Consider the following 26,332-nt stretch of genomic DNA (forward strand, 5'->3'; position numbering starts at 1 on the left):
GCACAGCGCTCTACAGGGGCAGAAGCCCTGCACAAGAAGCCCATCTTCGATTCTCATACCCTGTATACAGGTATGGCGCGCGACATGCGGGGCACGGATGCACGCATTCCGATGGGAAAGCGTCGCACCAGTTCAGGTACTTGTATATAAAAAGCAGTCAGATGGTTCGGCGAGACAGTCGCAGAAACCGCCAATACAGGCAAGCCGTACTCCAGCTGAAGTACGGCTTGATGAAGTACCGCGTTTAAATGCAGAACGAGCCCGCATCGCAGACCCGTTCCCAAAAAACCAGTTTCGCTCAGGGGTTCGCGCTAGTTCTTGTTCGCCTTCTTGCGCTCGACCGCCGAAAGAATGCGCTTGCGCAGACGGATAGACTGCGGAGTAATCTCAACCAGTTCGTCATCCTCAATGTATTCAAGCGCTTCTTCAAGCGTGAACGTGATAGGAGGCGTCAGCTGGATCGCTTTGTCAGCTCCTGAAGAACGCTGGTTGCCGAGCTGCTTGGACTTCGCGATATTCACCACCATGTCGCCTTCTTTGGCAGATTCGCCCACGATCATGCCTTCATAGCAATCCTCGCCCGGACCCACGAACAGACGCCCGCGCTCCTGCAGCGTATCGAGTGCGTACGCGACGCTCTTCTCGGTAGACATCGAGATCATCGAACCGTTTTTGCGTCCGTTGAAATCACCGCGATACGCGCCGTATTCAGAGAAATGGTGGAACATCGTCGCCTCGCCCCGCGTCACATTCAGAAGGCGCGTGCGCAAACCCATCGTGCCGCGCGTGGGGATCTTGAACACGAGGTGCGTCTGGTCGCCGCGCTGGAACATGTCGGCCATTTCTCCGCCGGCGCTGCCGAACACTTCGATGGCCTTGCCGGCGTACTCGCTCGGCACGTCGACTGTTGCCTCTTCAATCGGTTCGAGCTTCTTGCCGTTCGCATCCTTCTTAATAAGTACGCGCGGGCGGCCCACCTGAAACTCGAACCCTTCGCGCCTCATGGTCTCCATGAGCACCGAAAGGTGGAGCACGCCGCGACCGGCCACTTCGATGCCGCTTTTATCCTCGAGCTCTTCGATGCGCATGGATATGTTGCTTTCCGCTTCGCGCATGAGGCGTTCTTTGAGTTGGCGGGCACCAACGATATCTCCCTCGCGGCCTACAAGCGGGCTCGTCGACGCTTCGAATACCACGGCCATCGTGGGCTCTTCCACTTCGATGGGGTCGAGACGCACCGGATGCTCGCGGCTCGTCACCATGTCGCCGATATCGGCATCGTCGACGCCCACTACGGCGACGATATCGCCCGCATGCACTTCGAGCTGCTTTTTCTTGCCCATGTCCTCGAAGGTGAACACCTCTTTGATGACGGTGTTGTAGCGCGTGTTGTCGTTTTTGATCACGAGGGCCTGCTCGCCTTTATGGATGGTTCCCGAGAACAGACGCCCCACCCCGATACGTCCGACGAAACTCGAGTGATCGACCGTGCATATCTGCAACGCAACCGGACCGTTGGGTTCGCAATCAGGGGCGGGCACCTCTTTGAGAATGGTGTCGAGCAACGGCAGCATGTCCATGTTCTCGTCTTCAGGAGCATAGCGGGCATACCCGTTCACGGCGCTCGCATAGATGATCGGGAAGTCGAGCTGCTCGTCGGACGCCTCAAGCTCCACCATGAGATCGAACACCTCGTCGACCACTTCCTCGGGACGAGCACCCGGGCGGTCGATCTTGTTGATGACGAGCACGATGCGTAGCCCGAGGTTGAGCGCATGTTTCAGTACGAAGCGTGTCTGGGGCATCGGCCCCTCGAACGCGTCGACGATGAGCAGCGCGCCGTCCGCCATGTTGAGCACGCGCTCCACTTCCCCGCCGAAGTCGGCATGGCCGGGCGTGTCGATGACGTTGATCTTCACACCGTTGTACGTGACGGAGATATTCTTCGAAAGGATTGTGATGCCGCGCTCGCGCTCTTGGTCGTTGGAGTCGAGTACGCGTTCTTCAACCTGCTGGTTTTCGCGGAAGACGCCGCTCGTGTACAGAAGACGGTCCACGAGCGTGGTCTTGCCGTGGTCGACGTGCGCGATGATCGCGACATTGCGGATGTTCTCTTGTTTCATGCTGCTTCTTTCTATCGTCTGAACCGATGGTTCTGGTTACCGTGAGGAAAAGCGCCTGGAAGGGCGCAAGTGGAATCGAAGCGGGCGATGGATCGAGGCTCAATGGCTGCGATCCCGTGCGAGGTGCCCGAGGTTGCCCGTTAGAGGTCGTCGAGTTCTCCCATGATGCGGCGCTGCTCCGCGTTGAGTTCCTGGATGTGCTCGTCGAGGTTGTTGAGCGTGCGCTGCGCCGACACGATCGAAACGATGCCCCAGACCGCTGCCGCCGAGGCGATGGCTGCCACGACGCCGAACAGTCCGAAAGGCCTGCGACCGGTGAACAAGGCGACGATGCCGCCGATGACGGTCATGAGGATGCCGTTTCGACGCTCATCGAGCACGACATCGCGTTGGGCGACCAACTGAACGCGCGCTGCGGCGATGCCCGCAAGCCGAGCCTCGAGTTGGCTTTCTGCCGAATAGCCCGAGCTGCGCTGCGATGGGGAACCACTTGCGCGAGCGCCCCTCGCCCCTTTGCCGCTTGTCAGATACTCATATGCTTCCTGCAGGTTCTTGAACTGCTCGGTAGCGCGCTCTTGCAGCTTCTTGTTCGTGGCGAAGCGATCCGGGTGAAGGATCTGCGCGGTTTCCTTATATGCGGTTTTGATATCGTCGACGGTAGCATCTTCGTCGAGTCCGAGGATGCGCAACGCTTCAAGCCGGTTCATTCAGTATCCTGTAGTCGCTCAGCGGTTAGGTGCAGAAGGTATCTTACCACGCCTGACAACCCGCGAATCGACAAGGAACGCCCAACGCAGCTTCCGCACAACGAGGGAACACAGAGGAACACAGAGGGAACACAGAGGGACGGTCCTTCTGTGTTGCTTTAGTCCCGTTCGTCGCGGGTTCCGCACAAAGCATGAAAGGCTGATCGCGTACGGGAGCCGAAATACGATCAAAACACGATCACCTCCGTATCGATTTTAAGCCTTGGAAACACTATCGTATTCCCTTATAATGACGGTCGAGCCGCACGGAGGGGAATACTCCGCACGGCTCTCGGATCGCTTCGGCGGTTCGGGCTTATTTTTGGGGCTCCTTGTCCGATTGGTCGTCGGACGGGAGCTTTTCAATTTTGTCGATGACAAAGTCAACGACCCGCATGACAAGCTCGATAAGAGCGATGATCAAAACCCAAACGTCAGCCGTCATAGGAACCACCCCCCTTCTGCTTTAAAGATCAGAAATGGTCGTGAGGGGGAGTGCGCCCTATGCCGCCTAAGCTTCCTACGGGGTATCTTAGCGGGCGCGTCTTGCACTTCGAAGAAACCAAAGAGACGCGAAGTTTACGCAGATGTTGCACGTAAGGGAATCAAGCATTACGGAGATTCGACTGCATTCGTACGCAAATCGCCTGCAAAACGAAACATGCAGGAACTCGCAGCGAATCGAAAGACAAAAAAAGCAGGTACGCTGTCGTACCTGCTTGGTCGTTCATGGTGGAGCTTAGGGGGATCGAACCCCTGACCTCAGGCTTGCAAAGCCCGCGCTCTCCCAGCTGAGCTAAAGCCCCACGTGTGAATCCCGAACACATCGGGTGGCGCTGGGCGCCGTGCACGTTTTTCGGTTCTCATTAATAAACGCTCCACCGGCAAACTCGGCTCACGGTGGAGCGTTTATCGCAAAAAATGGTGGGCCCGAATGGATTTGAACCAGCGACCTCACGCTTATCAGGCGTGCGCTCTAACCAACTGAGCTACGGGCCCGAAAAAAAGTGCCTGAACACTGTATAACAAGTCGAGTTATCAGGTCAAGAACTTTTTTCTGATACTATACTATCATGGTTTCGGGCGAATACAAGCCCAGCTACCCATACCGTTACCACCCGGAGGTGCCATGATACCCGTCAAAGTCCAGACCCTCATCGTGTCGAGTGCGCCGGCGCCTTCCATCATAGTGCTCCAGCCCGTCGAAGAGGCACCGCAAGGGAACAAGTTTCGCATCGTTCCCATCTGGATCGGCGTCAACGAGGCAACGCAGATGGGCATCGCACTCGAAAAAGCCCGCTTCTCGCGTCCGATGACGCACGATCTGTTTCTCGACGCGCTCACCAACCTTGATGCCCGCATCGACCACGTATTCATCAACGACGTGAATGGCCCCACGTTCTTCGCTAAACTCGTGCTGCGCCAGCACAATCGCCTCATCGAGCTCGATGCCCGTCCAAGCGATGCCCTCTCCCTTGCCATCCGTCAAGAGGTTCCCATCTACATCGATGAGGACGTGCTTGAGAAAGCCTCGTTTCCCTACGTGTTCAAAACAAGCCCCGATGCAGAAACCGAAGTTGAGGAGTTCCGCCACTTCGTCGAAGGCCTCGCGCCGGAGGATTTCGAAGGTTAAAACACGCGTTCAGTTCCGCCTTTTCACGTGAAACAAGGTGCGGCACTCGGATGTTTCACGTGAAACATCCGTTCGCGTATCATCACATCCCCACTCCATGCGTTCATCCTCACCTGCGCGCTATCCACCCTGCAAAACAACACCTTTTCGCATGCTGCTCGAAGGCTGGGCATCCTGCGTGAAGGCGGGGGCATGGGGGCCATGGTGCTCGAAGGCCGGGGGCACGCAGCTTGAAGGCAGGGCGCCTCGTTCGAATGAGCGACGACCCCGTTTTCATCATACGGAATAACACATTTCGTATTCCGTTTTTTTTGGGGGTACGCGGCGTGCGGGGACGTAAAAAGGCCCGGACGCATGCGCTTTGTCCGGGCCTCGTTGCTGTGCGAATACAAGCTATGTGTTGGCTACTCTTCGTCGTCGTCGCCTTCGTCGTCGTCGAGGTCGATGTCGGCTTCGCTGATATCGCCGTCGAGCGCCGCGTGGATATCGTCTTGCGCATCCACGATCGTCTCGGGCTCGTCGACGGCCTTCGCTGCCTTGCGCTTCTTGCCTGCGGTCGAAATGGCGACTGCGGTCACCTTATCGCCCTCGCACGCTTTCATCACGCAGACGCCCTGCGTCGAGCGGCCGAGTTGCGAGATGCCCTTGACCGGAGTGCGCACGACCACGCCGTCCTCGGAGATAATCATGAGTTCGTCGGTATCGCGGACGATCTTCATGGCCGAAAGCAGACCCTTCTTCTCGGTCATCGTGATCGTGAAGACACCCTGGCCGCCGCGATGGTGCTCGGGATACTCGGCAACCGGGGTGCGCTTGCCGAAGCCCTTCTCGGTGATCACGAACAGCTCGGTACCGGGTTTTGCAATCTCCATGCCGAGCACGCGCACGCCGGGGGCTACGGTCATGCCGCGCACGCCCATCGTATCGCGGCCCATGGCGCGGGCCTCGCTCTCGTCCCACATGATGGCCTTACCGGCCGACGACACCATCATGACCTTCTCGCCCTGGGCAACGCGCTTCACCGTGATGAGGCTGTCGCCGTCTTTGAGGTTGATGGCGATGAGGCCGTCGCGGCGCGTGCGGTCGTACAGGCTCATCGATGTCTTCTTCACCATGCCGTGCTCGGTGGCGAACATGAGGAATTCTTCCTCGGGGAAGTCCTTGGTCGCGATGACGGCCGAAATCGTCTCGCCCTTCGCGAGCGGAAGCAGGTTCACGATGGCCGTTCCGCGTGCGTGACGCGAAGCCTCGGGAAGCTCGTACACCTTGAGGCGGTACACTTTGCCCGCCGTGCTGAAGAACAGCATGTACGCATGCGTCGATGCGATGAACAGGTGCTCGACGAAATCGCTGTCTTTGAGGTTCACGCCCTGCATGCCCTTGCCGCCGCGCTTCTGCTGGCGGTACGTGCTCACGGGCAGCCGCTTCACGTAGCCGGCCTTCGTCACCGTAACCACCATATCTTCTTCGGCGATGAGATCTTCCACGTCGAAGTCCTTGGCCGCTTCGGTGATGCGAGTGCGCCTCGGGGTGTTGAATTTCTTCTTGATCTCGAGGAGCTCGTCTTTGATGATCTCGCGCACAAGGGCTTCGTCGCCGAGCACACGCTTATAGTACGCGATCTTCTCGAGCAGCTCGTTCAACTCGGTCTCGATCTTGTTGCGCTCCAAACCGGTGAGGCGGCGCAGGCGCATTTCGAGGATGGCGTCGGTCTGCTTCTTCGAAAGGCCGAAGCGCTCGGTCAAACGCTCGCTCGCTTCGCTGTCGGTCTGCGACGAGCGGATGATCGAAATGACCTCGTCGATGTTATCGAGCGCGACTATCAAACCTTCGAGGATATGGGCGCGCTCCTCCGCCTTCGCGAGCTCGTAGCGGGTACGGCGCACGATGACTTCCTGTTGGTGCTGGATGTAGTAATGCAGCGTTTCCTTGAGCGAAAGCACGCGCGGCACGCCGTCGACGAGCGCAAGCATGATCACGCCGAAGCCCACCTGAAGCTGCGTATGCTTGAACAGCTTGTTGAGCACGACTTGCGGAATCGCATTCTGCTTGAGGTCGATGATGATGTCGATGCCGTGGCGGTCGGCCCCGTCGTGGACGTTCGACACCTCGGGCAGCTTCTTGTCGCGGATGAGTTCGCCGAGCTTCTCGAGAAGACGCTGGCGGTTCACCTGGTAGGGAATCTCGGAGACCACGATGGTGCTGCGGCCGTTTTTCCCCTCTTTGACCTCGCACTTCGCACGGATCGTCAGCGACCCGCGGCCCGTCTCGTACGCATCGAGGATGCCCTTGCGTCCCATGATGATGCCGCCCGTGGGAAAGTCGGGGCCGGGAAGCGCAGCCATGAGCTCTTCGGTGGTCGCATCGGGGTTGTCGAGCATGACGCATGTCGCATCGATCGTCTCACCGAGGTTGTGCGGCGGGATATTGGTGGCCATACCGACTGCGATGCCGTTCGAGCCGTTGACGAGCAGGTTCGGGAAGCGCGCGGGCAGAACCTTCGGCTCTTCCAAGCTCTCGTCGTAGTTCGGCTGGAAATCCACCGTTTCCTTGTCGAGGTCGCGCAGAAGCTCCATCGCCGACTTGTCGAGGCGCGATTCGGTGTAGCGCATGGCGGCTGCGCCGTCGCCGTCGATCGAACCGAAGTTGCCGTGGCCGTCGACGAGCGGAAGGCGCATCGAGAACGGCTGGGCCAAGCGGACCATCGCGTCGTAGACCGCAGAGTCACCGTGCGGATGGTACTTGCCGATCACGTCGCCGACTGTACGAGCCGACTTCATGTGCGGACGGTTGGGCGTGTAGCCCGATTCGTTCATGGCGTAGAGAATGCGGCGGTGCACCGGTTTCAAACCGTCGCGCACGTCGGGAAGGGCGCGGGCGACGATAACGCTCATGGAGTATTCCAAAAACGAGGTCTGCATTTCTTTGCCGAGGTAGGCGGTACGCACAATCGTGCCGTTGCCGCCGTTGGCACCCTCGACGATCTCGCCGTGGGCACTCGGCATGTCGGCGATGAGCGAGCGCGCCATCATTTCCTCGGAAACGACCGAGCCGATCTCGCCGCGCCGGGGTTTTTCGTTATCTTCCACGTCGGCGAGGATGTCGTCGTCCGAATCGTCATCCTCTTCGGCGCGCTCGAGCAGCCGATCGATATCCTCGGGCAGCGTTCCCTCGCCGCCTTCGGATTCGTCGGCGGAATCGAAATCTTGTGTTTCGTCAGTCACGTACCTTCTCCTTAAATATCAAGGAACCGCACGTCGCGTGCGTGCTTCTGGATGAATTCTTTACGGGGCTCCACCTGGTCGCCCATGAGCTCGCTCACCACGCGCTCTGCTTCGGCCGCATCGTCGATGTTGACCTGGAGAAGCGTGCGTGTCTCCGGTTCCATCGTCGTTTCCCACAACTGATCGGGATCCATCTCGCCGAGGCCCTTGTAGCGCTGGACGTCGAACTTGTCCGGATTGTCGTACTCGGCAAGGGTAGAAGAAAGCGCACTCTCGTCGTAGATGTAGCGCTCAATCTTCGGGGAGCGCGAATTCTTCTTCTTGAGGCCGAAGATCGGCGGCTGCGCGATGTAGATGTAGCCGCGGGTGATGAGCTCGGGCATGTAGCGGTAGAAGAAGGTGAGCAAAAGGCAGCGGATGTGCGCCCCGTCAACATCGGCGTCGGTCATGATGATGATACGGTGATAGCGCGCCTGGTCGGCGTCGAAGTCCTCGCCGATGTTCGTGCCGATCGCCGTAATGAGCGACGAGATGGTGTCTGAGGAGAGCGAGCGGTGAAGCCCTGCGCGCTCGACGTTGAGGATCTTGCCGCGAAGCGGGAGGATCGCCTGGTACTTGCGGTCGCGAGCCTGTTTGGCCGAGCCGCCTGCGGAATCGCCCTCTACGATGAAGATTTCGGATTCTTCGGCCTTCTTGCTCGAGCAGTCGGCAAGCTTGCCGGGCAGCGCGAACGAATCGAGCACGCCCTTGCGCCGCGTCATCTCGCGCGCCTTGCGGGCCGCCTCGCGCGCCTTGAGCGCCTGAGTGGCCTTGCCGATGATGCGCTTCGCGGGCGCCGGATTCTCCTCAAGGTACTCGGCGAGGCCCTGCGTGACCGCGTTTTGCACGAGCGGACGGATTTCGGTGTTGCCGAGCTTGGTCTTGGTCTGGCCCTCGAACTGAGGATCGTGCAGCTTGACCGAGATGATGGCCGCAAGACCCTCGCGGGTATCGTCGCCCGAGAGGTTCGGATCCTTCTCCTTCAAGATGCCCTTGTTGCGCGCGTACTCGTTGATGGTGCGCGTTACCGCTTGCTTAAAGCCGTCGAGGTGCGTGCCGCCCTCGTGGGTGTTGATGTTGTTCGCAAAGGCGAGCACCGAATTGGTCGAATACGAGGTGGACCACTGCATGGACACCTCAACTGTACCGTCAGCGTTCTCGGCCTCGAAATAGATCGGCTTGTTGAGCGTCTCCTTGCCCTCGTTCAGAAACTTCACGAAGTCCTGGATGCCGCCCGCGTACTGGAACGTCTCGGTTTTAGGATTGCCCTCGTCGTCGAGTTCGCGCTCGTCGTGCAAAACGATTTTGAGTCCCTTGTTGAGAAACGCCATCTCGCGGAAACGGTTTGCGAGCGTCGTGTAATCGAACTCAGTCGTTTCGGTGAAGATGGTCGGATCGGGCCAGAAAGTGGTCTTGGTACCCGTTCCCTTCGCGCTGCCGATCTTCGTGAGTTTCTCGGAAGTTTTGCCGTGGTCGAACGCGATCTTGTATTCGCCGCCGTCGCGCTTGACGAACACCTCGACGCGCGACGAAAGCGCGTTCACAACCGACACGCCGACGCCGTGCAAACCACCCGACACCTTGTACCCTTCGCCGCCGAACTTACCGCCGGCGTGCAGGATGGTCAAAACGACTTCGACGGTAGGAATCTTTTCCTTGGGATGCTTGTCGATCGGAATACCGCGCCCGTTGTCGGTTACGGTCACGGAGTTGTCGGGGTGGATCCACACCTCGATCTTGTCGCAATATCCCGCCAACGCCTCGTCGACTGAGTTGTCGACCACCTCGTACACGAGGTGGTGCAGGCCGCGCGGGCCCGTCGAGCCGATGTACATGCCGGGACGCTTGCGAACCGCTTCCAAGCCTTCGAGGACTTGAATATCCGAACCATCGTAATGCTCAGGATTTTTCTGCGCCACGTACTGCTCCTTTTGTACTGCATTTGTATCGTTTGATTGCGTTGCCAGACGATTGGTATGACAACCTGCAAATTATACCATATATAGTAGTAAGACGAAATCGTTTTTGAGCGCGTTTAAGGCTACAGAGAACGTACACAAGAGCCGATAAGCTCTTTAGTTGTCATTTTTATCGGTTTTACCCTTTTTCCACTGCAAATCAGCGATCATCGCCTTTCGGAGCGACTGCTTCAGCGTTTCGTTCTCGATAGCAGAGACGCGGCTTTCCACGTCGGCGAGCTCGGCGTTCGAAAGCGGCACCGCACGCGTCGTATCGATGTAGTGCGGCGGTTCCTCTTCTTTGTAGGGGTGATCCTTTTTGCGGTTGCCGCGCGCTATGCGAATGTCGAACTCCTGCACATCTTCCTGGAATTTCGTAAGGAACAAGAGCTTAATGCGCTCGCGCAGCGCGTTGAGCTCGGTGAGCACGATGCTGTCGTCCACATAGACGAACAGCTTCTTGTAGCGCTCGCCCCGATGGTTCTCTTCTTCGACGATACCCACGACGTTCGTATGGGATAGGATCATGCCAGCTGCATCGGGGTTGCGCCACATGGCTCCCACCGCCTCGGCCCACATCTGCTGAACCGCCGCCGTGCGGCGGGCGATGCGCGCGGCGTCGGCGTCTTTGCCGCCCATATCCCTGAGCGCTGAGGGCATGCTTTTGGAGAGCTTCTTCATGAAGGCCGCCTTCGACGCGCGGCGGACGCAGCGTTTTTCATTGCCCGGCACCCCCGAGCTCGACGATGCGCGCCTGCGAGAGCATGTCATCGGAAAAATACTGCAGGTTCGTGGTGGTGATGAAGGTCTGGATGTCTCCGGATATGAACCCTATCAGGGCACCTCGGCGCTCGGCGTCGAGCTCGCTCATCACATCGTCGAGCAAGAGCACGGGTTTCTGATCGAGCATATCCTGGATGAGTGACACTTCAGCAAGTTTGAAGCTGAGTACGATCGAACGCTGCTGGCCCTGGCTTCCGTACACGCGCGCATTCTTACCCCCGATGAAAAATTCCACATGGTCGGCATGCGGCCCGATGACTGCATGGCGACGACGGCGCTCCTCTTCGCGTCGGGCGGCAAGCGCAGCTTCGAGACGGACGGCGGCTTCTGATTTATCGACCACAAACGACGCAGTGCTTTCGGGATCGTGTTCTTCCCATGAGGGAACGTAAGCGACCTGGATGGATTCGCGGCCGCCGGTGATATCGCGGTAGTAGCCCTCGATCACGCGGGCGAGCTTCGCGAACAGCGAGCTGCGATAGCAGTACAGCTGCGTTCCGACCGTGAGCAGCGTCTGATCGAGCGCATCGAGATACGGTGCAGGACCCTCGTCTTTCAACAGTTTGTTCTTATGCTGCAGCACCTTCTCATAGTCTTTTCTAATTACGTAGTAGTTCGGCGAGAGCTGGGATCCCAGTGCATCGAGCGCAGCGCGCTTTCCCCCATGCGACCCTTTGACGAGGTCGAGGTCGTCGGGCGTGAAGGCCACCGAGGGAAGCAACCCTTTGAGCGCTTGGATTTTCTTCGGCTTGCCGTTGAGTGCATAGCCGCGCTTCCCTTCGGAAACGCGCAGCTCGAGGGTAAGATCGCGCGTGGCGCTTTTGAACGAGGCGGAAAGCTTCGCTTCCTGGGCTCCCCACTCGACCATCTGGCGCGCCGTAGGATTGCGAAACGACGACAACGCCGTGAGAAGTTCGATCCCCTCGACGATGTTGGTCTTCCCCACTGCGTTTCTGCCAACGAACACCGTGAGCGGCCCGATATCATTGAGCGCAAACGACGGGTAGTTCCGAAAATGCGTGAAACCGACCGACGCGATGCGAAGGTCCGACGTATCGGGAGTATCGCTCATGGGCGGCTTCTCTGTTTCCTATGAAATGCGCACAGGCATGACGAGGTAGAGGAAATTCTCGCTTTCCTCTGCTTTGAATATGCCCGGCTTCATCGACGATTGCGCTTCGAGGTAGACCTTACCCGTCGTGACCGCGTTGAGCCCGTCGAGCAGGTACGCGTAGTTGAACGCGATCTCGACATCCTCGCCCTCGGCTTCGCACGCGAGCGTTTCCTGCGTCGAACCGACATCCTGGGCTGTGCTCGACAGCAGCGTGGTTTGAGAGTCGATGTTGATGTCGAACTTCACCGGCGTCGCCGTGTTGCTGAGCAGCGAAGCGCGCTTGACCGCAGCGACGAGGTGGCCCACGTCGAGCGCCGCGCGGGTTACGTATCCGTCGGGAAGCAGCTGTTTGTAGTTCGGGAAGTTGCCTTCGATGCGGCGGTTCACGAATACCGTGTTCGCGTACTTCACGACGATCTGGTTATCGGCGAGCGAAAGCGAAACCGGCTCGTCGGTCTTCGGAAGCGCGGCGATATCCTGCATGAACGAACCTGCGATGACCGCATTGAACTCGCCCGCCATGTCGTCAGGCACCTCGGCCTCGGTTACCGCCAAACGGTAGGAATCGGTGGCCACCATCTTGAGCAGCTTGTCTTCGAGCGTAATGAGCACACCGGTGAGGATCGCGCGCGATTCGTCCTTGGAGACGACGCGAGCGACGCGCTTGACCATGGAAGAGAACTGGTCAAACGGGATGTTGATACTCTGATGCACGTCGACGGCGGGAAAGCCAGGGAAATCCTGCGGGTCGAGCGTTTTCAGAGAGAACGAAGCAGCGTCGCAGGTCACAACGACCGCTTCTTCGTTACCTGCCACATGGACGGCAGCGTCGGGAAGGTTTTTGATGATCTCGCCGAACAGCTTGCCCGGCACCACCGTCTCGCCCTCTTCCTCCACGAGCGCATCGACGGTGTACTGGATCGACAGCTCGAGATCAGTCGTTTGCATGGTAAGGGAATCGTTGCGGGCCTGAATATACACGCCCGACAAGATCGGCAGGGTGGAGCGGGTTGAAACGCCCTTCATGACGATCGACAGTGCGTTTTGCAACTCGGATTGGTTTATGCTGAATTTCACTGCGGCTCCCTTTCGCTCTTCTTTTCCCTAGTATCTCAAATATCGCGCGTCTGCGCGATACGATTCGGCAATCTGCGCTTCCAAACCATCTCGAACCGCCCGGGATGAACCCGAGCGGGACGGATGGGCGCGCGGCGGTCGGGGCAGCATGCGCGGGCAAATCCGGCTGCGGGTGGGAACCGCGGGCTGCGTGCAATATGGTACGCATGGCATGTGGCACGCGCAATTTGTGGCGGTCGCGGCATGCGGCATGCGGGCCGCGTCCGGCCTCGCGCGGGCAAACCGCGCGGGGTTCACCTTGCGACCTATTCCGCCCAGCCCTCATACGGGCTGGGCCGCAGGGCTCCCTCGATATTCTCATTCCCGTTCTCGAATTGCGGTCCGCACCCGTTTTACCCGAGCGGTTTTTCGCACCACCCGCTTGGTTGCTTCCGTACCGGCCCAACTGTTTCTTTCTTCCATGAAAAGAAAGAAACAGGTACCTCCCTTACCTAGTTTTCAACAATTCTCATCGTCTACGTTGTGGAAAATGGGGAAAACTATTTTTTCATTCGCGCAACCCTGTGGAAATCTCTACTTTCACGTAAAGTCAAGCAACCATTTTTGAAAATCTTTACATCAACACCTTTGTGGTGTATCACCGTTGTTTTCTCTTAAAACACGCCATTGATCAGGTATTATTTTATTCACAGCAGCTTATAATGATTTAAAAACTCACCGTAAAAGCAAAAAAGCGAACAAAGATTTGATATTTGGACAAGGCTAATTTTCACCATCTGGGAAAACTTGATTTACGTAATTGTCAAGGACGAATTTCAACAATTTGCTCTGTTTTCTTCACTCGGTTTCAGAATTTTCACGATGCGTTTTCCGAGTTTTCAACAATTTTTGAATAAAAAGTGGATAAGTCGGAAAAGTGCCTGTAATCCATTGTTTCTGCTTTGAAGAATTCTGAATACATCGTTGAATATGCACCGTATTACCCCGATAATGCTAAAATGCTTCTAAATTGCGTGAAAAGCATTGAAAAATGCTGAATAATTTTAAGACACCCGCTGAAAAAACTGAGGAATATTCCTGAATACGGAATCGACAAACCAGAACATCTCTTCTAAATTCGCTGATGATACGAAAGCGAATTTTGATTACGCATTCGTTGAAACCATCGCGCGCATTGCGGTGTACGATGATCTCAGGAGCGCTCCCCGCGTCATCGAAATTCAACCGGCTACCACGGCGGAATTCATCGAGAACCTTGCTTCGAAAATATACGAGCAAGCGAAGCTCGCGGGGGGAACCATCCCCTACACCGTCATCCGCGAAGTGTCCGAGAACTTCATTCACGCACAGTTCGCCGAGATCATCGTTTCCATCCTCGACCAAGGCAAAACTATCCGGTTCTCCGATCAAGGTCCGGGCATCGCCCATAAGGAAAAAGCTCAACTCCCCGGATTTTCATCGGCAATCGAGCCGATGAAACGCTACATACGCGGCGTCGGCTCGGGATTGCCCATCGTAAAGGACTACCTCGACTTCTCCAACGGCACCATCACCATCGAAGACAACCTCGAATCTGGCTCGGTTGTCACTGTGAGCTTGACGCCGCCTGCGAACGATCGCCACCAGCCCACGATAGAGCCGCTTACTCCTCCTTTGAGCGCACGTGAAAAAGAGTTCCTTCCCTACTTCCTCCATGAGGGAGCGCTCGGCGTAACCGACCTGGTCAACCTGACCGGTATCGCCCAATCGAGCACGTATGTGACGCTGAAGAAACTCGAGGAATACGGACTCATCGAAAAGACGGTCGGCCAGAAGCGCATCCTCACCGACATAGGCTACCAAGTAGCCAGTTCGCTGTAAGTTCTTTGCCCGCTCTGCGTATTTTCAGTACAATCGCTTCGTGCGTGTATAATCTGTTGCACTCCGCCGCCGAGGGGTTTCACATACGCTTCTCGGATCCGTACGTGCCGAATCCAAACGTACCGCGGCGGCGCTTTGGCGGGTCGGACCCGACACTACGGTAGAGGATGAATGGCATGGATAGCGAAATGCTCGAAAAGGAGTGGGAGCGCATCTGCTCCCAGGTGAAGGGTTACAACAACATCGACCCGACCCAAATCAACGCGTTCTTCTCGAGGTTGCATCCTCAGGCAATGAGCGATGGATTCCTCATGCTCACCGCCGACAACGATTTCATCAAAACATGGATCGAGAAGCACTACGTCGAGGTCATCAAGCAAGCGCTGCTCGATTTGAACGATCTTCCGTTTACCGTTGTCATCGAGGTCGATGTTTCCGCAGCTCAACCTATCGTTCGAAACGATTCTGCCCCAACTGTGGCCTCCTCCGCATGTGTATCGGCGGAGCAGGTTGAGCGTGCACCCCAGAAATCCGCACCCGTACAAGCGACCCCGTCTGCAATCTCCTCAACGGCTTCAGCCGGAGCATCCTCTTTCGCAGCCGGGTTTTCGGGATCCACGCCGCCGCTCTCTCACGGAGCCGATGCGCCGCAGACTGCTTCCCCAGCAAACGGACTCGATACGAAGGAAATCGCTTCGTACGCCGGCGGCTTGCAGAGCGGTGCAGGTACCGACGTCGACGAGCTCGGAAAACCGACGTCGAGCTTGACGTTCGAGAACTTCGTCATCGGAGATTCCAACCGCATGGCGTATTCGATGGCGGTCGCGGTTGCTGAAATGCCTGGTAAAGCCCATCTCAATCCCTTGTTCATTTACGGCAAGAGCGGGCTTGGAAAGACGCACCTTCTGCGCGCCATCCAGAACTACATCATCGAAACGCTCCCCCACCTCTCTACCATCTACGTCGATTCGGCCGAACTCCTGAGCGATTATATGGAAGCGTCGGCTGCCCACGACAAGGAGAAGTCGAGCTACAAGAACTTCAAAACGCGCTACGAAGACGCCGACGTGCTGCTCATAGACGACGTGCAGTATCTGCAAGGCAAAAAGCAGACGCTCGATATCGTCTTCCAGATATTCAACAAGCTCACAAGCAAGGGAAAGCAGGTCGTGCTGTCGGCGGACCGTGCGCCCAAGAACATCGACATAGACGAGCGGTATAAAAGCCGGTTCAACTCGGGCGGTACCTTCGACATCCAGCCCCCCGAGATCGAAACGAAACTCGGAATCGTGAAGAGCTTCGTCGAGGAATACAAGGTCAACGAAGGTATTCGCGAACTCACCATGCCCGAAGACATACAACTCTACATCGCCGAAAGTTCGAGTTCGAACATCCGCGAACTCAAGAGCGCCGTGACGAAGGTCATATATCAGATGACGTTCTTCAACCAACCCGACCTGAACCTCGATGACGTGCGCCACCTGCTCGAGAACCATTTCTCGGGCGGTCCCTCTAAGCGCCTTACGATCGCCGACATCCAGAAGGAAGTCGAGACGTTCTATAAGATAAGTCACGCCGAGCTCATCGGCAAGAAGCGCACCCGCAACATCATTTACGCACGTCAGATTGGGATATACCTGTGTCGGCAGCTGCTCGACCTGCCTTTCAACGATATCGGAAAGCAGTTCAACCGCGACCACAGCACGGTCATGTACTCGGTTACGAACGTCGAAGAGAAGCTGAAGGAGAGCAGGGAGTTGCGCGAGGAGCTCGAAGCGCTTAAACAGCTCATCCGCGAGATATAGGGCGTCGGGCGTTTTAGGATTTCTCCGCAGGCTTGCCTTGGGTGCTAAAACCCGTGCAAAACCTCTTGATAGCAGGGTAGTGATAATCAAAGCGATAAAACGTGTGGGAAGCGGGAGCCCGTTCTCAACATGTTCGAAAACTCACTTTCAAGCATATCATCTGCGACAATGGTAGTTTTCAACAATTCCACCGTCCTTATTATTGTTGTTATCAGATTATAAATAAGATAGATATAGTAAAGAGCACGGGGGAAACAATAGGTGGTCGATCCGCTCTGCATGCTTTGGTTGCTTGGACAATCCGGGCCGGGTCAATTAGCCTGGTCTGCTTTCTCTTGACTCTTCGTCGTATGTGGTCTTCTAGTCAAGTTGATCTGCTCAACCCGTTCAACCCATTCGATCAACGTGACTCCGATGCAACCCGTTTGATCGCCCTCGACCTCAGTGACCTCTAACCAGCTCTTGTAATTGCCTTTTTCAACCCACATCTAGAGGTTCCCCGTCGGCAGGCTACTAGATGCTGGATACGCTCGTTGGATTGGTGCCAGCACGTGAAACTATGCAGAATTACCTGCGTAAATGGCTTGACTTTGCTTGCCTTCGGTATATACTTTGGAAGTTACTCTTGAACCATGAAGGGATTGTGAAATGAAGCGCACTTATCAGCCTAACACTCGTAAGCGTGCGAAGTGCCACGGTTTTCGTGCACGTATGTCGACAAAGGGCGGCCGCGCCGTCTTGTCTGCACGCCGCGCAAAGGGACGCAAGCGCCTCTGCGTGTAACGATAGGATCCCGTGTTGGAAACCATCAAATCCAGCACCGAAGTGTCCTATCTTTTCACGCATGGAAAGCGTTTGAGTACTCCCTTTGCAACCTTGATTGTATTGCGAAACGCAGAGCAACACGGCCAAGCAGGTCGTGTTGCTTTTGTTGCAGGTAAAAAGCTTGGTAACGCGGTTTGGAGAAATCGGGCAAAGCGCCGAATGAGGGCGATCTGCCGCGAGCTCGGCGGACCGTGGCCCGACTACGATGTGATATTTCTCGCGAAACGGCAAACAACCCAAGCGAAGTATAGTAAAGTGCTCGGTGCATGTGAAAAGGCCCTGAGCGGCGCTGGCTTCCAAACCTCTCAATAAGGTTGTGAGATGGATAAGATAGTACGTTTTATACAGAAGGTTCCGTGCCGTGTCGCGGTCTTTCTCATTACGTTCTATCAAGCTGCAATCTCCCCGTTGTTCCCCTCATGTTGCCGATTCGAACCAACTTGTTCTCAGTACGGAATAATTGCGTTCCAACGGTACGGTTTTTTCAAAGGATTCAAACTTACCGCAAAGAGGATATTACGTTGTCGTCCGGGAGGCCCCCACGGGTATGATCCTGTGCCATAATGGCATTTGATCAGGGGTTTCTTTGGTATATAGGAAGGATTACCGAATATGTGGGATGCATTTAAGGATCTAATCTTTTGGATCATCGAGTTCTTCTACAACCTTCTCGGAGGTGAAGCGGGCGGCGGCGACTGGGGCATGGCCATCATCATCGTTACCGTCATTTTCCGCATCCTCATCTCCCCCCTGATGCACAAGCAAACTAAATCCTCGTATCAGATGCAGAAGGTCCAACCCCTTATGCAGGAGATACAGAAGAAATTCGCTGACGACCCTGTTCGCCAACAGGAAGAGATGCAGAAGCTCTACGCCGAAGCGAAGTTCAACCCGCTTGCCGGCTGCCTTCCGATGCTGTTGCAAATGCCTATCTTTATCGCGTTGTTCCAAGTGCTTCAGGAGATGGGAACTCGTACCCACGGTTCGTCCTATGAATTCTACAATCTGGTTCCGAGCCTCATCACCACGCCGAGCCAGGCGTTCGCCGAAGGTATCATGACCTTCATACCCTACGTCATCCTCATGGTTATCTTCGCAGGGGCAACATTCCTCCCCATGGTGCTGCAGCAGCGCGGCAACGAAGGAGCCCAGAAGAAACAGATGCTCATCATGAGCGGCGTCATGAGCATCTTCATGCTTTGGATCAGCTGGAATTCACCTGCAGGCGTGCTTCTGTTCTGGGGTACCTCTTCGCTGCTCGGAGTCGCTCAGCAGCAGATTTCGATGCGCATCATGAAGAAGCGCGACGCCGAGGCCGCGGAAAACGTCGAAGTCAAGCCTATTGAGGTCGACGTTACCCGCAAGGTGAAGAAACCGCGCCCCACCAAGAAGGGCAAGTAACGCGAAGACCGCACCTGTAGCAGGTGTTGGCATATAATATGCTTTCATACAGTTAGGAGCGTTGACATGGCGGAAGAGATTCTCGAAGACGTTGATTTCGAAGAAGAAGATACCGAAGAGGGTAATCCAGTCGACGATGGTGGAATTCCCGAACTGAGCGACGAGGAACTCGATGCCGTCGCCGATACGGCAATTGCTATTCTGCAGGATATTCTCAAGTACTTCAACGTCGGCGAAGTGACCATCGACGAATATGAGGGTGACGAAGGCGAACTTATCCTCGATATCACCGGCGACGATCTCGCCGTTCTCATTGGACGCCACGGCAAGACGCTCGATGCGCTGCAGTTTTTGGTATCGGCCGTCACTGTGCGCAAAATGGGCTTCCGCTATCCGGTCGTTGTTGATGTCGAAGGATACAAGAGCCGTCAGCGCCAAAAACTCGAGTCGATCGCCCGTTCGGCAGCTAACCGCGCTGCTGGGCAGAACCGCAGCATAAAACTGCGTCCCATGACTCCCTATGAGCGCCGTATTATCCACATCACCTTGCGCGACGATGATCGGGTGGAAACCGCGTCCGAAGGCGAAGGCAGTGCGCGCCATGTGGTAATCATCCCTCAGTAACCACAATAATCCATGATGTTGACCAAAGGATGTTTCACGTGAAACATCCTTTGTTTTTGCCCTGAAACATTCGACAACCGAAACCTTGTCCTACCCGCATATAACCTGATTGAGAGCTGTCGTTATGAATACACCTGCCCTTTTTTGCCAATACGGATTGGACGAACATCAATATCGTCTTATCGAATTGCATCTTCTCAAAGTTATTGAGGCGAATAAGACAACCAACTTGACGCGGATCGAAACATACGAAAGTGGAATGCTTCTCCATGTTGAAGACTCACTATCCGGCCTTCAAGAAATAAAGAGCGCTCCAGCTGGTTTATACGGAGATTTGGGAACTGGCGGCGGCTTCCCCGGAATTCCCTTGGCAATTGCGACTGGCAGACAGACTATGCTCGTCGATTCAGTTAAGAAGAAAGTTGCAATTCTATCAACAATCATCGAGGAACTTGGTTTAGAAGGTCAGATAACCGGTTACGACGAAAGAATTGAAGACCTTTCGAAGGAAATGAAAGGTTCGTTTGCCGTATTAACTGCCCGAGCATTAAGCTCGCTTCCTTCCTTAATGGAATTAGCAAGTCCCTTGCTAATGCAAGGTGGACAATTGATCTGCTATAAAGCGCATGTGAGCGACGAGGAACTACAGCACGTGAAATCTCTTCATACGCAACTTGGAATGAAGTTAATACATGATAGAAATTTCATGCTGAGCGATGAAATAACAAACCGACGCATTATCGTATTCGAAAAATCAGGGTATCCGAGTTTATGTTTACCACGAAAAGTTGGAATGGCTCAGAAGAAGCCGCTCTAGAGGATCCATGCGAGTGTTTCACATGAAACACTCGCAGCGTACACGGGTGCACTACATGTTTCACGTGAAACACTGATGTGTTTCTAAATTCCTATGTAGAGTGATGTTTCACGTGAAACAATGCGCTCAGCGTTTGTCTTTCACCCGATCGAGCGATTGTGTAACGAGGTCGTTTCGTCGATCGGTGACTTCGTTGTGGATTGTTTCGCACACACTTTCGAAATTGAACCAGATATCATAATTAGAGAATCTTAACTCTTTGATTTCGAGAAGTTCAAGATATCGAGTCCTGTACATATCACGGGTGCGTCCTGTTTCTTCATAATGTTGAGAACCGTCAAGCTCAATACTAAGCCGTACTTTATTACAAAAGAAATCGACGATATATACTCCGATGACTTTCTGTTGTCTAAAAGGAATAGGATATGTACTCAGAAAATCACGCCAAAGCTTCTTTTCCTCTCTCGTTGCACTTACGCGAAGCTGATGAGCCAATACCGATAAGTTTCGTTTTCGTGGCAACCCCATAAAACCTCACCTCCACCTATATCGTAGCAAACACACCTTGCATTTCGATGATGCGATAGGGATCAAAACCTTACCTGATTTACGTTCGATCACGAATTCAAACACAAAATGTTTCACGTGAAACATTCGTAAACATCGTACTTATCGACTACCAATAGAATGTTTACGCTATACTGATGCAGATTACATAGGAAAGGGGGCGTCGTGGGCTTATTCGATGGTCTTAAACGGGAAAAAAAGGCAGCAGAGACTATCCCATCTGAAAATGAAGACGAATCTCAAAGCTCCATAGTCGACCAGTCGGTTCAGGAAATCGATATTGAGGATGTCGAGGTGGTAGAGCGCGATGTTTCACGTGAAACAATCGAGCCAGCACCGCACAAGCCTATGAAGACGTACAAAGAGAAAGATCCAGTAAAACACGTGATTGGCCAGACGAAGGTTCTCGCAATAATCAATCAAAAAGGTGGCGTCGGGAAGTCGACGACTGCCATCAATCTTTCTGCAGCGCTGGGCGAGATGGGCAAACAGGTGCTTTTGATCGACTTAGACCCGCAGGGGAATTCCTCAAGCGGGTTGGGAATCGAAAAAAGCCAGGTAGAACACTGCATTTACGATGTGCTTCTCAATCAGACTCCCGTTGAGGAAGTGATTATTCCCGACGTGTGCGAGGGTTTGGATGTAATTCCTGCAACGATAAACCTTGCCGGCGCAGAAGTCGAACTCGTGTCGGAGATGGCACGAGAGAACAGGTTGAAAGACGCCGTCGGCTCGCTGCGCGGTAAATACGACTTCATATTCATCGACTGCCCGCCTTCGCTTGGTTTGCTTACCGTCAATGCCCTAGTTGCTGCGGATAAACTCCTCATCCCCATACAATGCGAGTTCTATGCACTCGAAGGCGTGACAAAACTTCTCGATTCGATGAAACGTGTCAAAAGCCTGCTTAATCCGAGTTTGGATATCTATGGCGTCCTTCTCACCATGTACGACGGCCGCACCACGCTTTCCCGCCAGGTAGTCGACGAAGTGAGATCGTATTTTGGGAAAACGGTTTTCGATACGCTTGTCCCCCGTACTGTCAAGCTTTCAGAAGCGCCGAGTTACGGATTGCCTATCACACAGTACGACCCAACGGGCAAAGGAGCCCAATCTTATATAGAACTTGCTAAGGAAGTGATTCACCGTGGCTAAACAGAACAAAAGCGGTCTTGGCCGCGGACTTAATTCCCTTTTGAGCGGTAGCATGGAAGAGGCGATACCTGCGGAACCGTCTGCATCGAAACAGCGGACGATGGTAGATGCAGGAGAAGAGTTGGGAGAAAAACGTACTCAGCCGAAGGAACAGCAGCCTGTTCGGATTCCTGTTGAGAAGGATCCAGTTCCCGTTAAGACCACAGAACAGACGAAAACGGCGAGGTCGGAATCAAGTTCGGAAGAAAAACGTGTTCAACCGTATGGGGAAGAGGAAGACCACGTAACCATAAAGGGAGTTGTGGCGCGGGAAGTTAAAGAAAAACGGGTTGACGAAGTCGATCTGCTTGCGATCGAGCCAAATCCCGATCAACCTCGCACGAACTTCAAACAAGATGAGATTGAGGAACTGGCGGCTTCTATCGAAAAGGACGGATTGCTGCAACCCATCCTCGTCCGTACGATCAGCGAGGGCAAGTATCAGATCATCGCCGGCGAGCGGAGGTGGCAGGCATGCAGGTTCCTCAAGCTGAAGAAAGTTCCGATCAGGATCAAAGAGGCCGACGACGATAAAGCTCTCGAGCTCGCGTTGGTCGAGAACATCCAGCGGTCCGATCTCAATCCGATCGAAGAGGCGTACGGATACCGCAGGCTCATGGAGCGCCAGGGGATGACGCAATCCGATGTTGCCCAAGCGGTATCGAAGGGACGCTCGACGATAGCAAATTCGCTCCGCCTTCTCGAGCTTCCTGAAGATGCCCAGCAGCTTCTGTTCGAAGAGAAAATTTCTGCGGGCCATGCGCGCGCCATCCTGTCCATCCCGACTAAGGAAGGCCGCGAGAAACTCACCGAGAAACTGGTGCAAGAAAAGCTTTCGGTGCGCGAGGCGGAAACCCTTGCCCGCTTGTTCTCAGGCAAGCAGGATAAAGGTGAAGCTCCGGTACGAGTTCCGACGCCGAAAGTGTTCAAATCGGTTGCCCGTGCACTGCGCGAATCGTTGAACACGAACGTGCGCGTGAAAACGGTGCAGGGTAAGAACAAGATTGAGATTGAATTCAAAGATGAAGAAGAATTAGAACGTTTGTTCGCTACAATGACGTCATTCAAAGAAGAGAACGAATAGTTTTACCGATTCTCGTTCGCATGAAAGGCACCGTCGTGTTCGCTCGGTGCCTTTTTTCATGCGCTGGTTGGTTGAACCGTAATGTATCAAAGGGAATTCTTCAGTTGTCCGCATGCTCCTGCGATGTCGGAACCGCGGGAATGACGGACGGTAGTCTCGATTCCGTTACGGGAAAGCGTTTCCACCCAATGTTTCATGGTACGGCTCGAACTTGGATGATAAGGGCTTCCGACGATCTCGTTGATGGGCAGCAGGTTTACATGGCAGAGCATACCGCTGCAAAACGAAACGAGATGCTCGAGCGCTTGTTTTGTATCGTTGACGTCGTGGATCATGATGTATTCGAACGTGACACGCCGGTTGGTCTTCTCTCGATACGCGTTGAGCGCCTCCTTGAGTCGCTCGAGCGGCACAGAGGCCATCGAGGGCATGAGACGGTCTCTCACCTGCTGTTCTGCGGAATGGAGAGAAACTGCCAAGGTGAACTGCTCCGGCTCGTGAGAGAGGCTCTGAATGCCCTTCAAGATGCCGCACGTTGAAATCGTGATATGACGGGCACCGATATTGAGTGATTGGGGGGAGTTCGCGATATGCAATGCGGCGATCGTGTTGTCGTAGTTGAGGAAGGGTTCTCCTTGGCCCATCGCGACAAGGCTGCTCGCGCGCATACCCAGGTCCTGCTGCGCGATGACGATCTGATCGATCATCTCGCCGATGGTAAGATTGCGGGTGAACCCCTCTTTTCCCGTCGCGCAGAACGAGCACCCCATCGCGCATCCCGCTTGGGTAGAGAAGCATATCGAGAGCCTATCGGGGGCATCCGACGAAAACGTCGGCATTGCAACTGTCTCGACGCACGCTCCGTCGTGGAATTCGATAACGTATTTGCGCGTTTCGTCTTTCGACACCTGGCGGTTTACTACAGAGCCGGTGCGCAGGGGATATGATGAGGCGAGTTCGGACCGCAACGAGGCAGGAAGGTTCGTCATCTCGTCCCACGATCGCACATGATGGCCGTACAGCCACTGGAACAGCTGCTTCGTGCGAAATGCAGGCTGTCCAAGCGATTGCACGAGTTCGGCGAGCTCGTCTAGATCGAGTGATTTGATGTCGCGTTCCATAAGAACATTATAGACGTTCGCATGCCAGGTTCGCTCCATAGGAGGTAACGGGGCGCAAATGTTTCCCGTGAAACATTTTTTGGTGTGCGGGTCGTTGCGCACGAATGAGAACGCAAAAGCCGAGGTGAATGAAAAACGCAATGCTATTCAGCACAATACGAAACATGACGCGGAGCGCGGAACGGATCCGAAGGTTTGCATACTCACCAAAGTTTCGGAATGTGAACGGTGACTTTTTGGAAATGAGGACGACAGGTGAAAGTTTGCTATACTGCATCCGTTTGCTGCTGCCGTGCTGTATTTGCGAATCAGGTGAGATTTGGGGATGAGCGAAAGGCGAGCAAACAGTGCACAGCACGAGAATCGGCGATGCATCGAACATGTGCCTCAACCGACAGGGAAGCGCTCCGCATCGCATACCGATATTGCAAAGAGTACGAATGGAGTAGGGTCCATGACGAAAACCTTCACACCTCACACGTGCAAGGTCGCGTTGATCGCGGGCGGCAAAAGCGGGGAACGTGAGATATCGCTCGCATCGGGCGAGGGTGCCAAAGAAGCGCTTGAACAGGCGGGATTCCCCGTTACGAGCATCGATCCCGCAAAGAGGGAAGACCTCGTCGCGCTGATTGAAGGCGATTTCGACGTGGCATTTCTCTGCTTACACGGGAAATACGGCGAAGACGGCACTATGCAGGGCATGCTCGAGATCATCGGGTTGCCCTACATCGGTTCGGATGTGTGGTCGAGTGCCCTTGCCATGGATAAATCGAAGTCGAAGGTGTTCTACGAGCAGGCGGGTTTGAGGACGCCCCGTTCCGTCACGCTGTATGCCGCAGATCGTGTAGAAAACGAAATGCCGCATAAAGCAATCACGGCGGCGGTGGGGGAGCGTGCGGTCGTTAAACCCGCGACGGAGGGAAGCGCGCTCGGCGTGTTCATCGTGACGGGTGAAGCGGAAATCGCGGCGGCTATCGAGAAGGCGTTCGAGATCGACAGCGAAGTGCTCGTCGAAACCTATATCGAGGGCGACGAATTCACCGTTGCGGTGATCGGGAACGACGAGCCCGAAGCGCTGCCGGTTATCAAGATCGTTCCGACAAACGAATTCTACGATTTCGAATCGAAATACGCGCCGGGAGGATCGCAACATCTGTGCCCTGCGCCGCTTTCGGACGAGCAAACGGCTGAAGTGCAGCGCATGGCCGTTGACGCGCATAAGGCGCTCGGCTGCAGAGGCGTATCGCGCAGCGATTTTATTCTGGATAGCGAAGGAGCGTTCTGGCTGCTCGAAACGAATACGATACCAGGGATGACGGGAACATCGCTTCTTCCCGATGCGGGGCGAGCGGCGGGGATGAGTTTCCCCGAACTCTGCACGAAGCTCATCAAACTCGCGCTCGAGCGGTAAGGAAGCGCACGGGGCGCAACCCGCAAAGCATTCAAGCGGTCGGGCTGGCCTTCTATCCCCAAGCGGTCCGCACGCCCGCGCGGAAGCGCAAGTTAGTTCCCTTGGTCACCGATCAACGGCGAGAACATCTTTTCCGCGTACGCATCCGCGCGGAAGCGCAAACCGGACCGTGCGTTGCGGAAACCAATCCGCACCACGATGATCAGCAAAGCGAGTTTAGAAAACTCCGCACGATTTCAGGCCGAACATTGCGCCGGCGACGAGCGCGAGCAAGAACAGCCAGCTTATAAGGTAGCATCCCTTGTTGCCTTTGCGTCCCTGCTCGATCATCTTCTCCGACATGCTGCGACGTGTTTTCAGCAGAGCCGAGCCAGCCTTCTTCGAAGGAAACGGAACGGTTTTCGTCGGCTTCCACGTGCCGTTGCTTTCGATCACCTTTGCGAATCCCTGTTCGCCTAAATCGACTTCGGGGCGGATGCCGTCCATAAGCCGCGCCGCAATGTTTCCCGTGAAACATTCGAGCGCCTCCGCAAAGTTGGGATCGTAGCAAATGATCGCCGCTTCACCCCAATACTCGCCTGGATCAGGTGATTCGCTGTACGCGACGAATGAAAGGAGCGCTTGGAGCGTGTACCCTTTCGCCTCGTACAAACTCAATTCGCGCGAGGTTCCGGGATCGAAGAAGCCCATGAGGGCACCGAAGCGGTTCTTCATCCACGCGGTGCGCACGCCGTCTTCGGTGATGAATTCGATAGAGAAGATATCGCCGACGAGGTTGTCTGCGCCGATGAGTGCCGCCGCATCCTTCTTCGATGCCGTGCTGAACCGGGCGTAGGTTCCGAAATAGGGAATGTCAGACATGGTTTCTCCTCGTGGTCGGCTCTGATCGATCCGTGCGCCGCATCGGTTATGCGATTATTCCGCGC

23 protein-coding genes and 2 tRNA genes are annotated in these 26,332 nt (G+C 55.2%); 12 read left to right on the top strand and 13 right to left on the bottom strand.

The window, feature by feature from the left end; all coding sequences use genetic code 11:
* Positions 1-311: 311 nt before the first annotated feature.
* The 5 genes from typA to FJE54_RS03640 form a co-directional block, all read right to left on the bottom strand.
* Positions 312-2,123: a translational GTPase TypA gene (gene typA, locus FJE54_RS03625; RefSeq protein WP_139651382.1), complete on the bottom strand. Its 1,812-nt coding sequence runs from the start codon at positions 2,121-2,123 to the stop codon at positions 312-314.
* 140 nt (positions 2,124-2,263) lie between these two features.
* Positions 2,264-2,830, bottom strand: coding sequence for a J domain-containing protein (locus tag FJE54_RS03630; protein ID WP_139651383.1), 567 nt, complete (start codon positions 2,828-2,830; stop codon positions 2,264-2,266).
* 355 nt (positions 2,831-3,185) lie between these two features.
* Complete coding sequence (locus FJE54_RS16235) at positions 3,186-3,314, bottom strand: hypothetical protein (protein ID WP_255467199.1); 129 nt, start codon at positions 3,312-3,314, stop codon at positions 3,186-3,188.
* Positions 3,315-3,599: 285 nt separating this feature from the next.
* Positions 3,600-3,675, bottom strand: a tRNA-Ala gene (locus FJE54_RS03635).
* A gap of 116 nt (positions 3,676-3,791) precedes the next feature.
* Positions 3,792-3,868 (bottom strand) — tRNA-Ile (locus tag FJE54_RS03640).
* A 130-nt stretch (positions 3,869-3,998) separates the two neighbouring features.
* Between FJE54_RS03640 and FJE54_RS03645 the strand changes: the two genes are divergently transcribed.
* Positions 3,999-4,502, top strand: coding sequence for a bifunctional nuclease family protein (locus tag FJE54_RS03645; RefSeq protein WP_139651384.1), 504 nt, complete (start codon positions 3,999-4,001; stop codon positions 4,500-4,502).
* A 404-nt stretch (positions 4,503-4,906) separates the two neighbouring features.
* Here FJE54_RS03645 and gyrA read toward each other — a convergent pair whose 3' ends face one another.
* From gyrA to dnaN, 5 genes are all read right to left on the bottom strand, one after another.
* Positions 4,907-7,507: a DNA gyrase subunit A gene (gyrA, locus tag FJE54_RS03650; protein WP_218971903.1), complete on the bottom strand. Its 2,601-nt coding sequence runs from the start codon at positions 7,505-7,507 to the stop codon at positions 4,907-4,909.
* Positions 7,508-7,737: 230 nt separating this feature from the next.
* On the bottom strand, positions 7,738-9,684 hold the full coding sequence (gene gyrB, locus FJE54_RS03655; protein ID WP_139651385.1) for a DNA topoisomerase (ATP-hydrolyzing) subunit B: 1,947 nt from the start codon (positions 9,682-9,684) through the stop codon (positions 7,738-7,740).
* 156 nt (positions 9,685-9,840) lie between these two features.
* A complete protein-coding gene (locus FJE54_RS03660; RefSeq protein ID WP_139651386.1) occupies positions 9,841-10,404 on the bottom strand; it encodes a DUF721 domain-containing protein in 564 nt (187 codons plus the stop codon).
* A 37-nt stretch (positions 10,405-10,441) separates the two neighbouring features.
* Positions 10,442-11,578 carry a DNA replication/repair protein RecF gene (gene recF / locus FJE54_RS03665; RefSeq protein WP_139651387.1) on the bottom strand — a complete coding sequence of 379 codons (1,137 nt, stop codon included), beginning with the start codon at positions 11,576-11,578 and terminating at the stop codon, positions 10,442-10,444.
* 18 nt (positions 11,579-11,596) lie between these two features.
* On the bottom strand, positions 11,597-12,697 hold the full coding sequence (dnaN, locus tag FJE54_RS03670; protein ID WP_139651388.1) for a DNA polymerase III subunit beta: 1,101 nt from the start codon (positions 12,695-12,697) through the stop codon (positions 11,597-11,599).
* 1,104 nt (positions 12,698-13,801) lie between these two features.
* Here dnaN and FJE54_RS03675 point away from each other — a divergent pair.
* The 8 genes from FJE54_RS03675 to rsmG all read left to right on the top strand — a co-directional run bounded on the left by FJE54_RS03675 (position 13,802) and on the right by rsmG (position 20,029).
* On the top strand, positions 13,802-14,557 hold the full coding sequence (locus FJE54_RS03675) for an ATP-binding protein (RefSeq protein WP_255467287.1): 756 nt from the start codon (positions 13,802-13,804) through the stop codon (positions 14,555-14,557).
* A 176-nt stretch (positions 14,558-14,733) separates the two neighbouring features.
* Positions 14,734-16,362 (top strand): chromosomal replication initiator protein DnaA, encoded by a 1,629-nt coding sequence (gene dnaA, locus FJE54_RS03680; RefSeq protein ID WP_139651390.1) that lies wholly within the window; start codon positions 14,734-14,736, stop codon positions 16,360-16,362.
* Between the two features lie 648 nt (positions 16,363-17,010).
* Positions 17,011-17,145, top strand: coding sequence for a 50S ribosomal protein L34 (rpmH, locus tag FJE54_RS03685; protein ID WP_041239173.1), 135 nt, complete (start codon positions 17,011-17,013; stop codon positions 17,143-17,145).
* Positions 17,146-17,160: 15 nt separating this feature from the next.
* Entirely contained in the window at positions 17,161-17,499 is a 339-nt protein-coding gene (gene rnpA / locus FJE54_RS03690) for a ribonuclease P protein component (RefSeq protein WP_139651391.1), read from the top strand.
* A 9-nt stretch (positions 17,500-17,508) separates the two neighbouring features.
* A complete protein-coding gene (yidD, locus tag FJE54_RS03695; protein ID WP_180326544.1) occupies positions 17,509-17,751 on the top strand; it encodes a membrane protein insertion efficiency factor YidD in 243 nt (80 codons plus the stop codon).
* Positions 17,752-17,799: 48 nt separating this feature from the next.
* Entirely contained in the window at positions 17,800-18,588 is a 789-nt protein-coding gene (locus tag FJE54_RS03700; protein WP_139651392.1) for a YidC/Oxa1 family membrane protein insertase, read from the top strand.
* A 66-nt stretch (positions 18,589-18,654) separates the two neighbouring features.
* Positions 18,655-19,212: a Jag family protein gene (locus FJE54_RS03705; protein WP_139651393.1), complete on the top strand. Its 558-nt coding sequence runs from the start codon at positions 18,655-18,657 to the stop codon at positions 19,210-19,212.
* A gap of 124 nt (positions 19,213-19,336) precedes the next feature.
* A complete protein-coding gene (rsmG, locus tag FJE54_RS03710; RefSeq protein WP_139651394.1) occupies positions 19,337-20,029 on the top strand; it encodes a 16S rRNA (guanine(527)-N(7))-methyltransferase RsmG in 693 nt (230 codons plus the stop codon).
* 126 nt (positions 20,030-20,155) lie between these two features.
* Here the strand turns inward: rsmG and FJE54_RS03715 are convergent, their stop codons facing one another.
* Entirely contained in the window at positions 20,156-20,557 is a 402-nt protein-coding gene (locus FJE54_RS03715) for an endonuclease domain-containing protein (protein WP_139651395.1), read from the bottom strand.
* A gap of 204 nt (positions 20,558-20,761) precedes the next feature.
* Here FJE54_RS03715 and FJE54_RS03720 point away from each other — a divergent pair, with 204 nt between their 5' ends.
* Positions 20,762-21,751: a ParA family protein gene (locus tag FJE54_RS03720; protein ID WP_369406381.1), complete on the top strand. Its 990-nt coding sequence runs from the start codon at positions 20,762-20,764 to the stop codon at positions 21,749-21,751.
* Positions 21,752-21,803: 52 nt separating this feature from the next.
* Positions 21,804-22,874 carry a ParB/RepB/Spo0J family partition protein gene (locus FJE54_RS03725; RefSeq protein ID WP_139651396.1) on the top strand — a complete coding sequence of 357 codons (1,071 nt, stop codon included), beginning with the start codon at positions 21,804-21,806 and terminating at the stop codon, positions 22,872-22,874.
* An 86-nt stretch (positions 22,875-22,960) separates the two neighbouring features.
* Here the strand turns inward: FJE54_RS03725 and rlmN are convergent, their stop codons facing one another.
* The gene (rlmN, locus tag FJE54_RS03730; RefSeq protein ID WP_139651397.1) at positions 22,961-23,995 is read right to left on the bottom strand and encodes a dual-specificity RNA methyltransferase RlmN; all 1,035 of its coding nucleotides are present in this window, start codon (positions 23,993-23,995) and stop codon (positions 22,961-22,963) included.
* A gap of 454 nt (positions 23,996-24,449) precedes the next feature.
* Between rlmN and FJE54_RS03735 the strand changes: the two genes are divergently transcribed.
* Positions 24,450-25,406, top strand: coding sequence for a D-alanine--D-alanine ligase (locus FJE54_RS03735; protein ID WP_139651398.1), 957 nt, complete (start codon positions 24,450-24,452; stop codon positions 25,404-25,406).
* 216 nt (positions 25,407-25,622) lie between these two features.
* On the opposite strand, the gene FJE54_RS03740 is transcribed toward FJE54_RS03735, so the two are convergent.
* Positions 25,623-26,267: a hypothetical protein gene (locus FJE54_RS03740; protein WP_139651399.1), complete on the bottom strand. Its 645-nt coding sequence runs from the start codon at positions 26,265-26,267 to the stop codon at positions 25,623-25,625.
* Positions 26,268-26,332 lie beyond the last annotated feature (65 nt).

This window comes from Raoultibacter phocaeensis (assembly GCF_901411515.1).
In the GTDB taxonomy this organism is placed as follows: Bacteria; Actinomycetota; Coriobacteriia; order Coriobacteriales; family Eggerthellaceae; genus Raoultibacter; species Raoultibacter phocaeensis.

Bases quoted from the DNA above. Each gene is read 5' to 3' on its own strand.
- FJE54_RS03705 (WP_139651393.1), top strand. From the start codon at position 18,655: ATGGCGGAAGAGATTCTCGAAGACGTTGATTTCGAAGAAGAAGATACC.
- dnaA (WP_139651390.1), top strand. From the start codon at position 14,734: ATGGATAGCGAAATGCTCGAAAAGGAGTGGGAGCGCATCTGCTCCCAG.
- FJE54_RS03735 (WP_139651398.1), top strand. From the start codon at position 24,450: ATGACGAAAACCTTCACACCTCACACGTGCAAGGTCGCGTTGATCGCG.
- yidD (WP_180326544.1), top strand. From the start codon at position 17,509: ATGGATAAGATAGTACGTTTTATACAGAAGGTTCCGTGCCGTGTCGCG.
- FJE54_RS03660 (WP_139651386.1), bottom strand. From the start codon at position 10,404: ATGAAGAAGCTCTCCAAAAGCATGCCCTCAGCGCTCAGGGATATGGGC.
- FJE54_RS03700 (WP_139651392.1), top strand. From the start codon at position 17,800: ATGTGGGATGCATTTAAGGATCTAATCTTTTGGATCATCGAGTTCTTC.
- FJE54_RS03740 (WP_139651399.1), bottom strand. From the start codon at position 26,267: ATGTCTGACATTCCCTATTTCGGAACCTACGCCCGGTTCAGCACGGCA.
- FJE54_RS03645 (WP_139651384.1), top strand. From the start codon at position 3,999: ATGATACCCGTCAAAGTCCAGACCCTCATCGTGTCGAGTGCGCCGGCG.
- recF (WP_139651387.1), bottom strand. From the start codon at position 11,578: ATGAGCGATACTCCCGATACGTCGGACCTTCGCATCGCGTCGGTCGGT.
- gyrA (WP_218971903.1), bottom strand. From the start codon at position 7,507: ATGCCGAGTGCCCACGGCGAGATCGTCGAGGGTGCCAACGGCGGCAAC.
- FJE54_RS03715 (WP_139651395.1), bottom strand. From the start codon at position 20,557: ATGGGGTTGCCACGAAAACGAAACTTATCGGTATTGGCTCATCAGCTT.
- FJE54_RS03630 (WP_139651383.1), bottom strand. From the start codon at position 2,830: ATGAACCGGCTTGAAGCGTTGCGCATCCTCGGACTCGACGAAGATGCT.
- FJE54_RS16235 (WP_255467199.1), bottom strand. From the start codon at position 3,314: ATGACGGCTGACGTTTGGGTTTTGATCATCGCTCTTATCGAGCTTGTC.
- typA (WP_139651382.1), bottom strand. From the start codon at position 2,123: ATGAAACAAGAGAACATCCGCAATGTCGCGATCATCGCGCACGTCGAC.
- rlmN (WP_139651397.1), bottom strand. From the start codon at position 23,995: ATGGAACGCGACATCAAATCACTCGATCTAGACGAGCTCGCCGAACTC.
- rsmG (WP_139651394.1), top strand. From the start codon at position 19,337: ATGAATACACCTGCCCTTTTTTGCCAATACGGATTGGACGAACATCAA.
- rpmH (WP_041239173.1), top strand. From the start codon at position 17,011: ATGAAGCGCACTTATCAGCCTAACACTCGTAAGCGTGCGAAGTGCCAC.
- FJE54_RS03725 (WP_139651396.1), top strand. From the start codon at position 21,804: ATGGAAGAGGCGATACCTGCGGAACCGTCTGCATCGAAACAGCGGACG.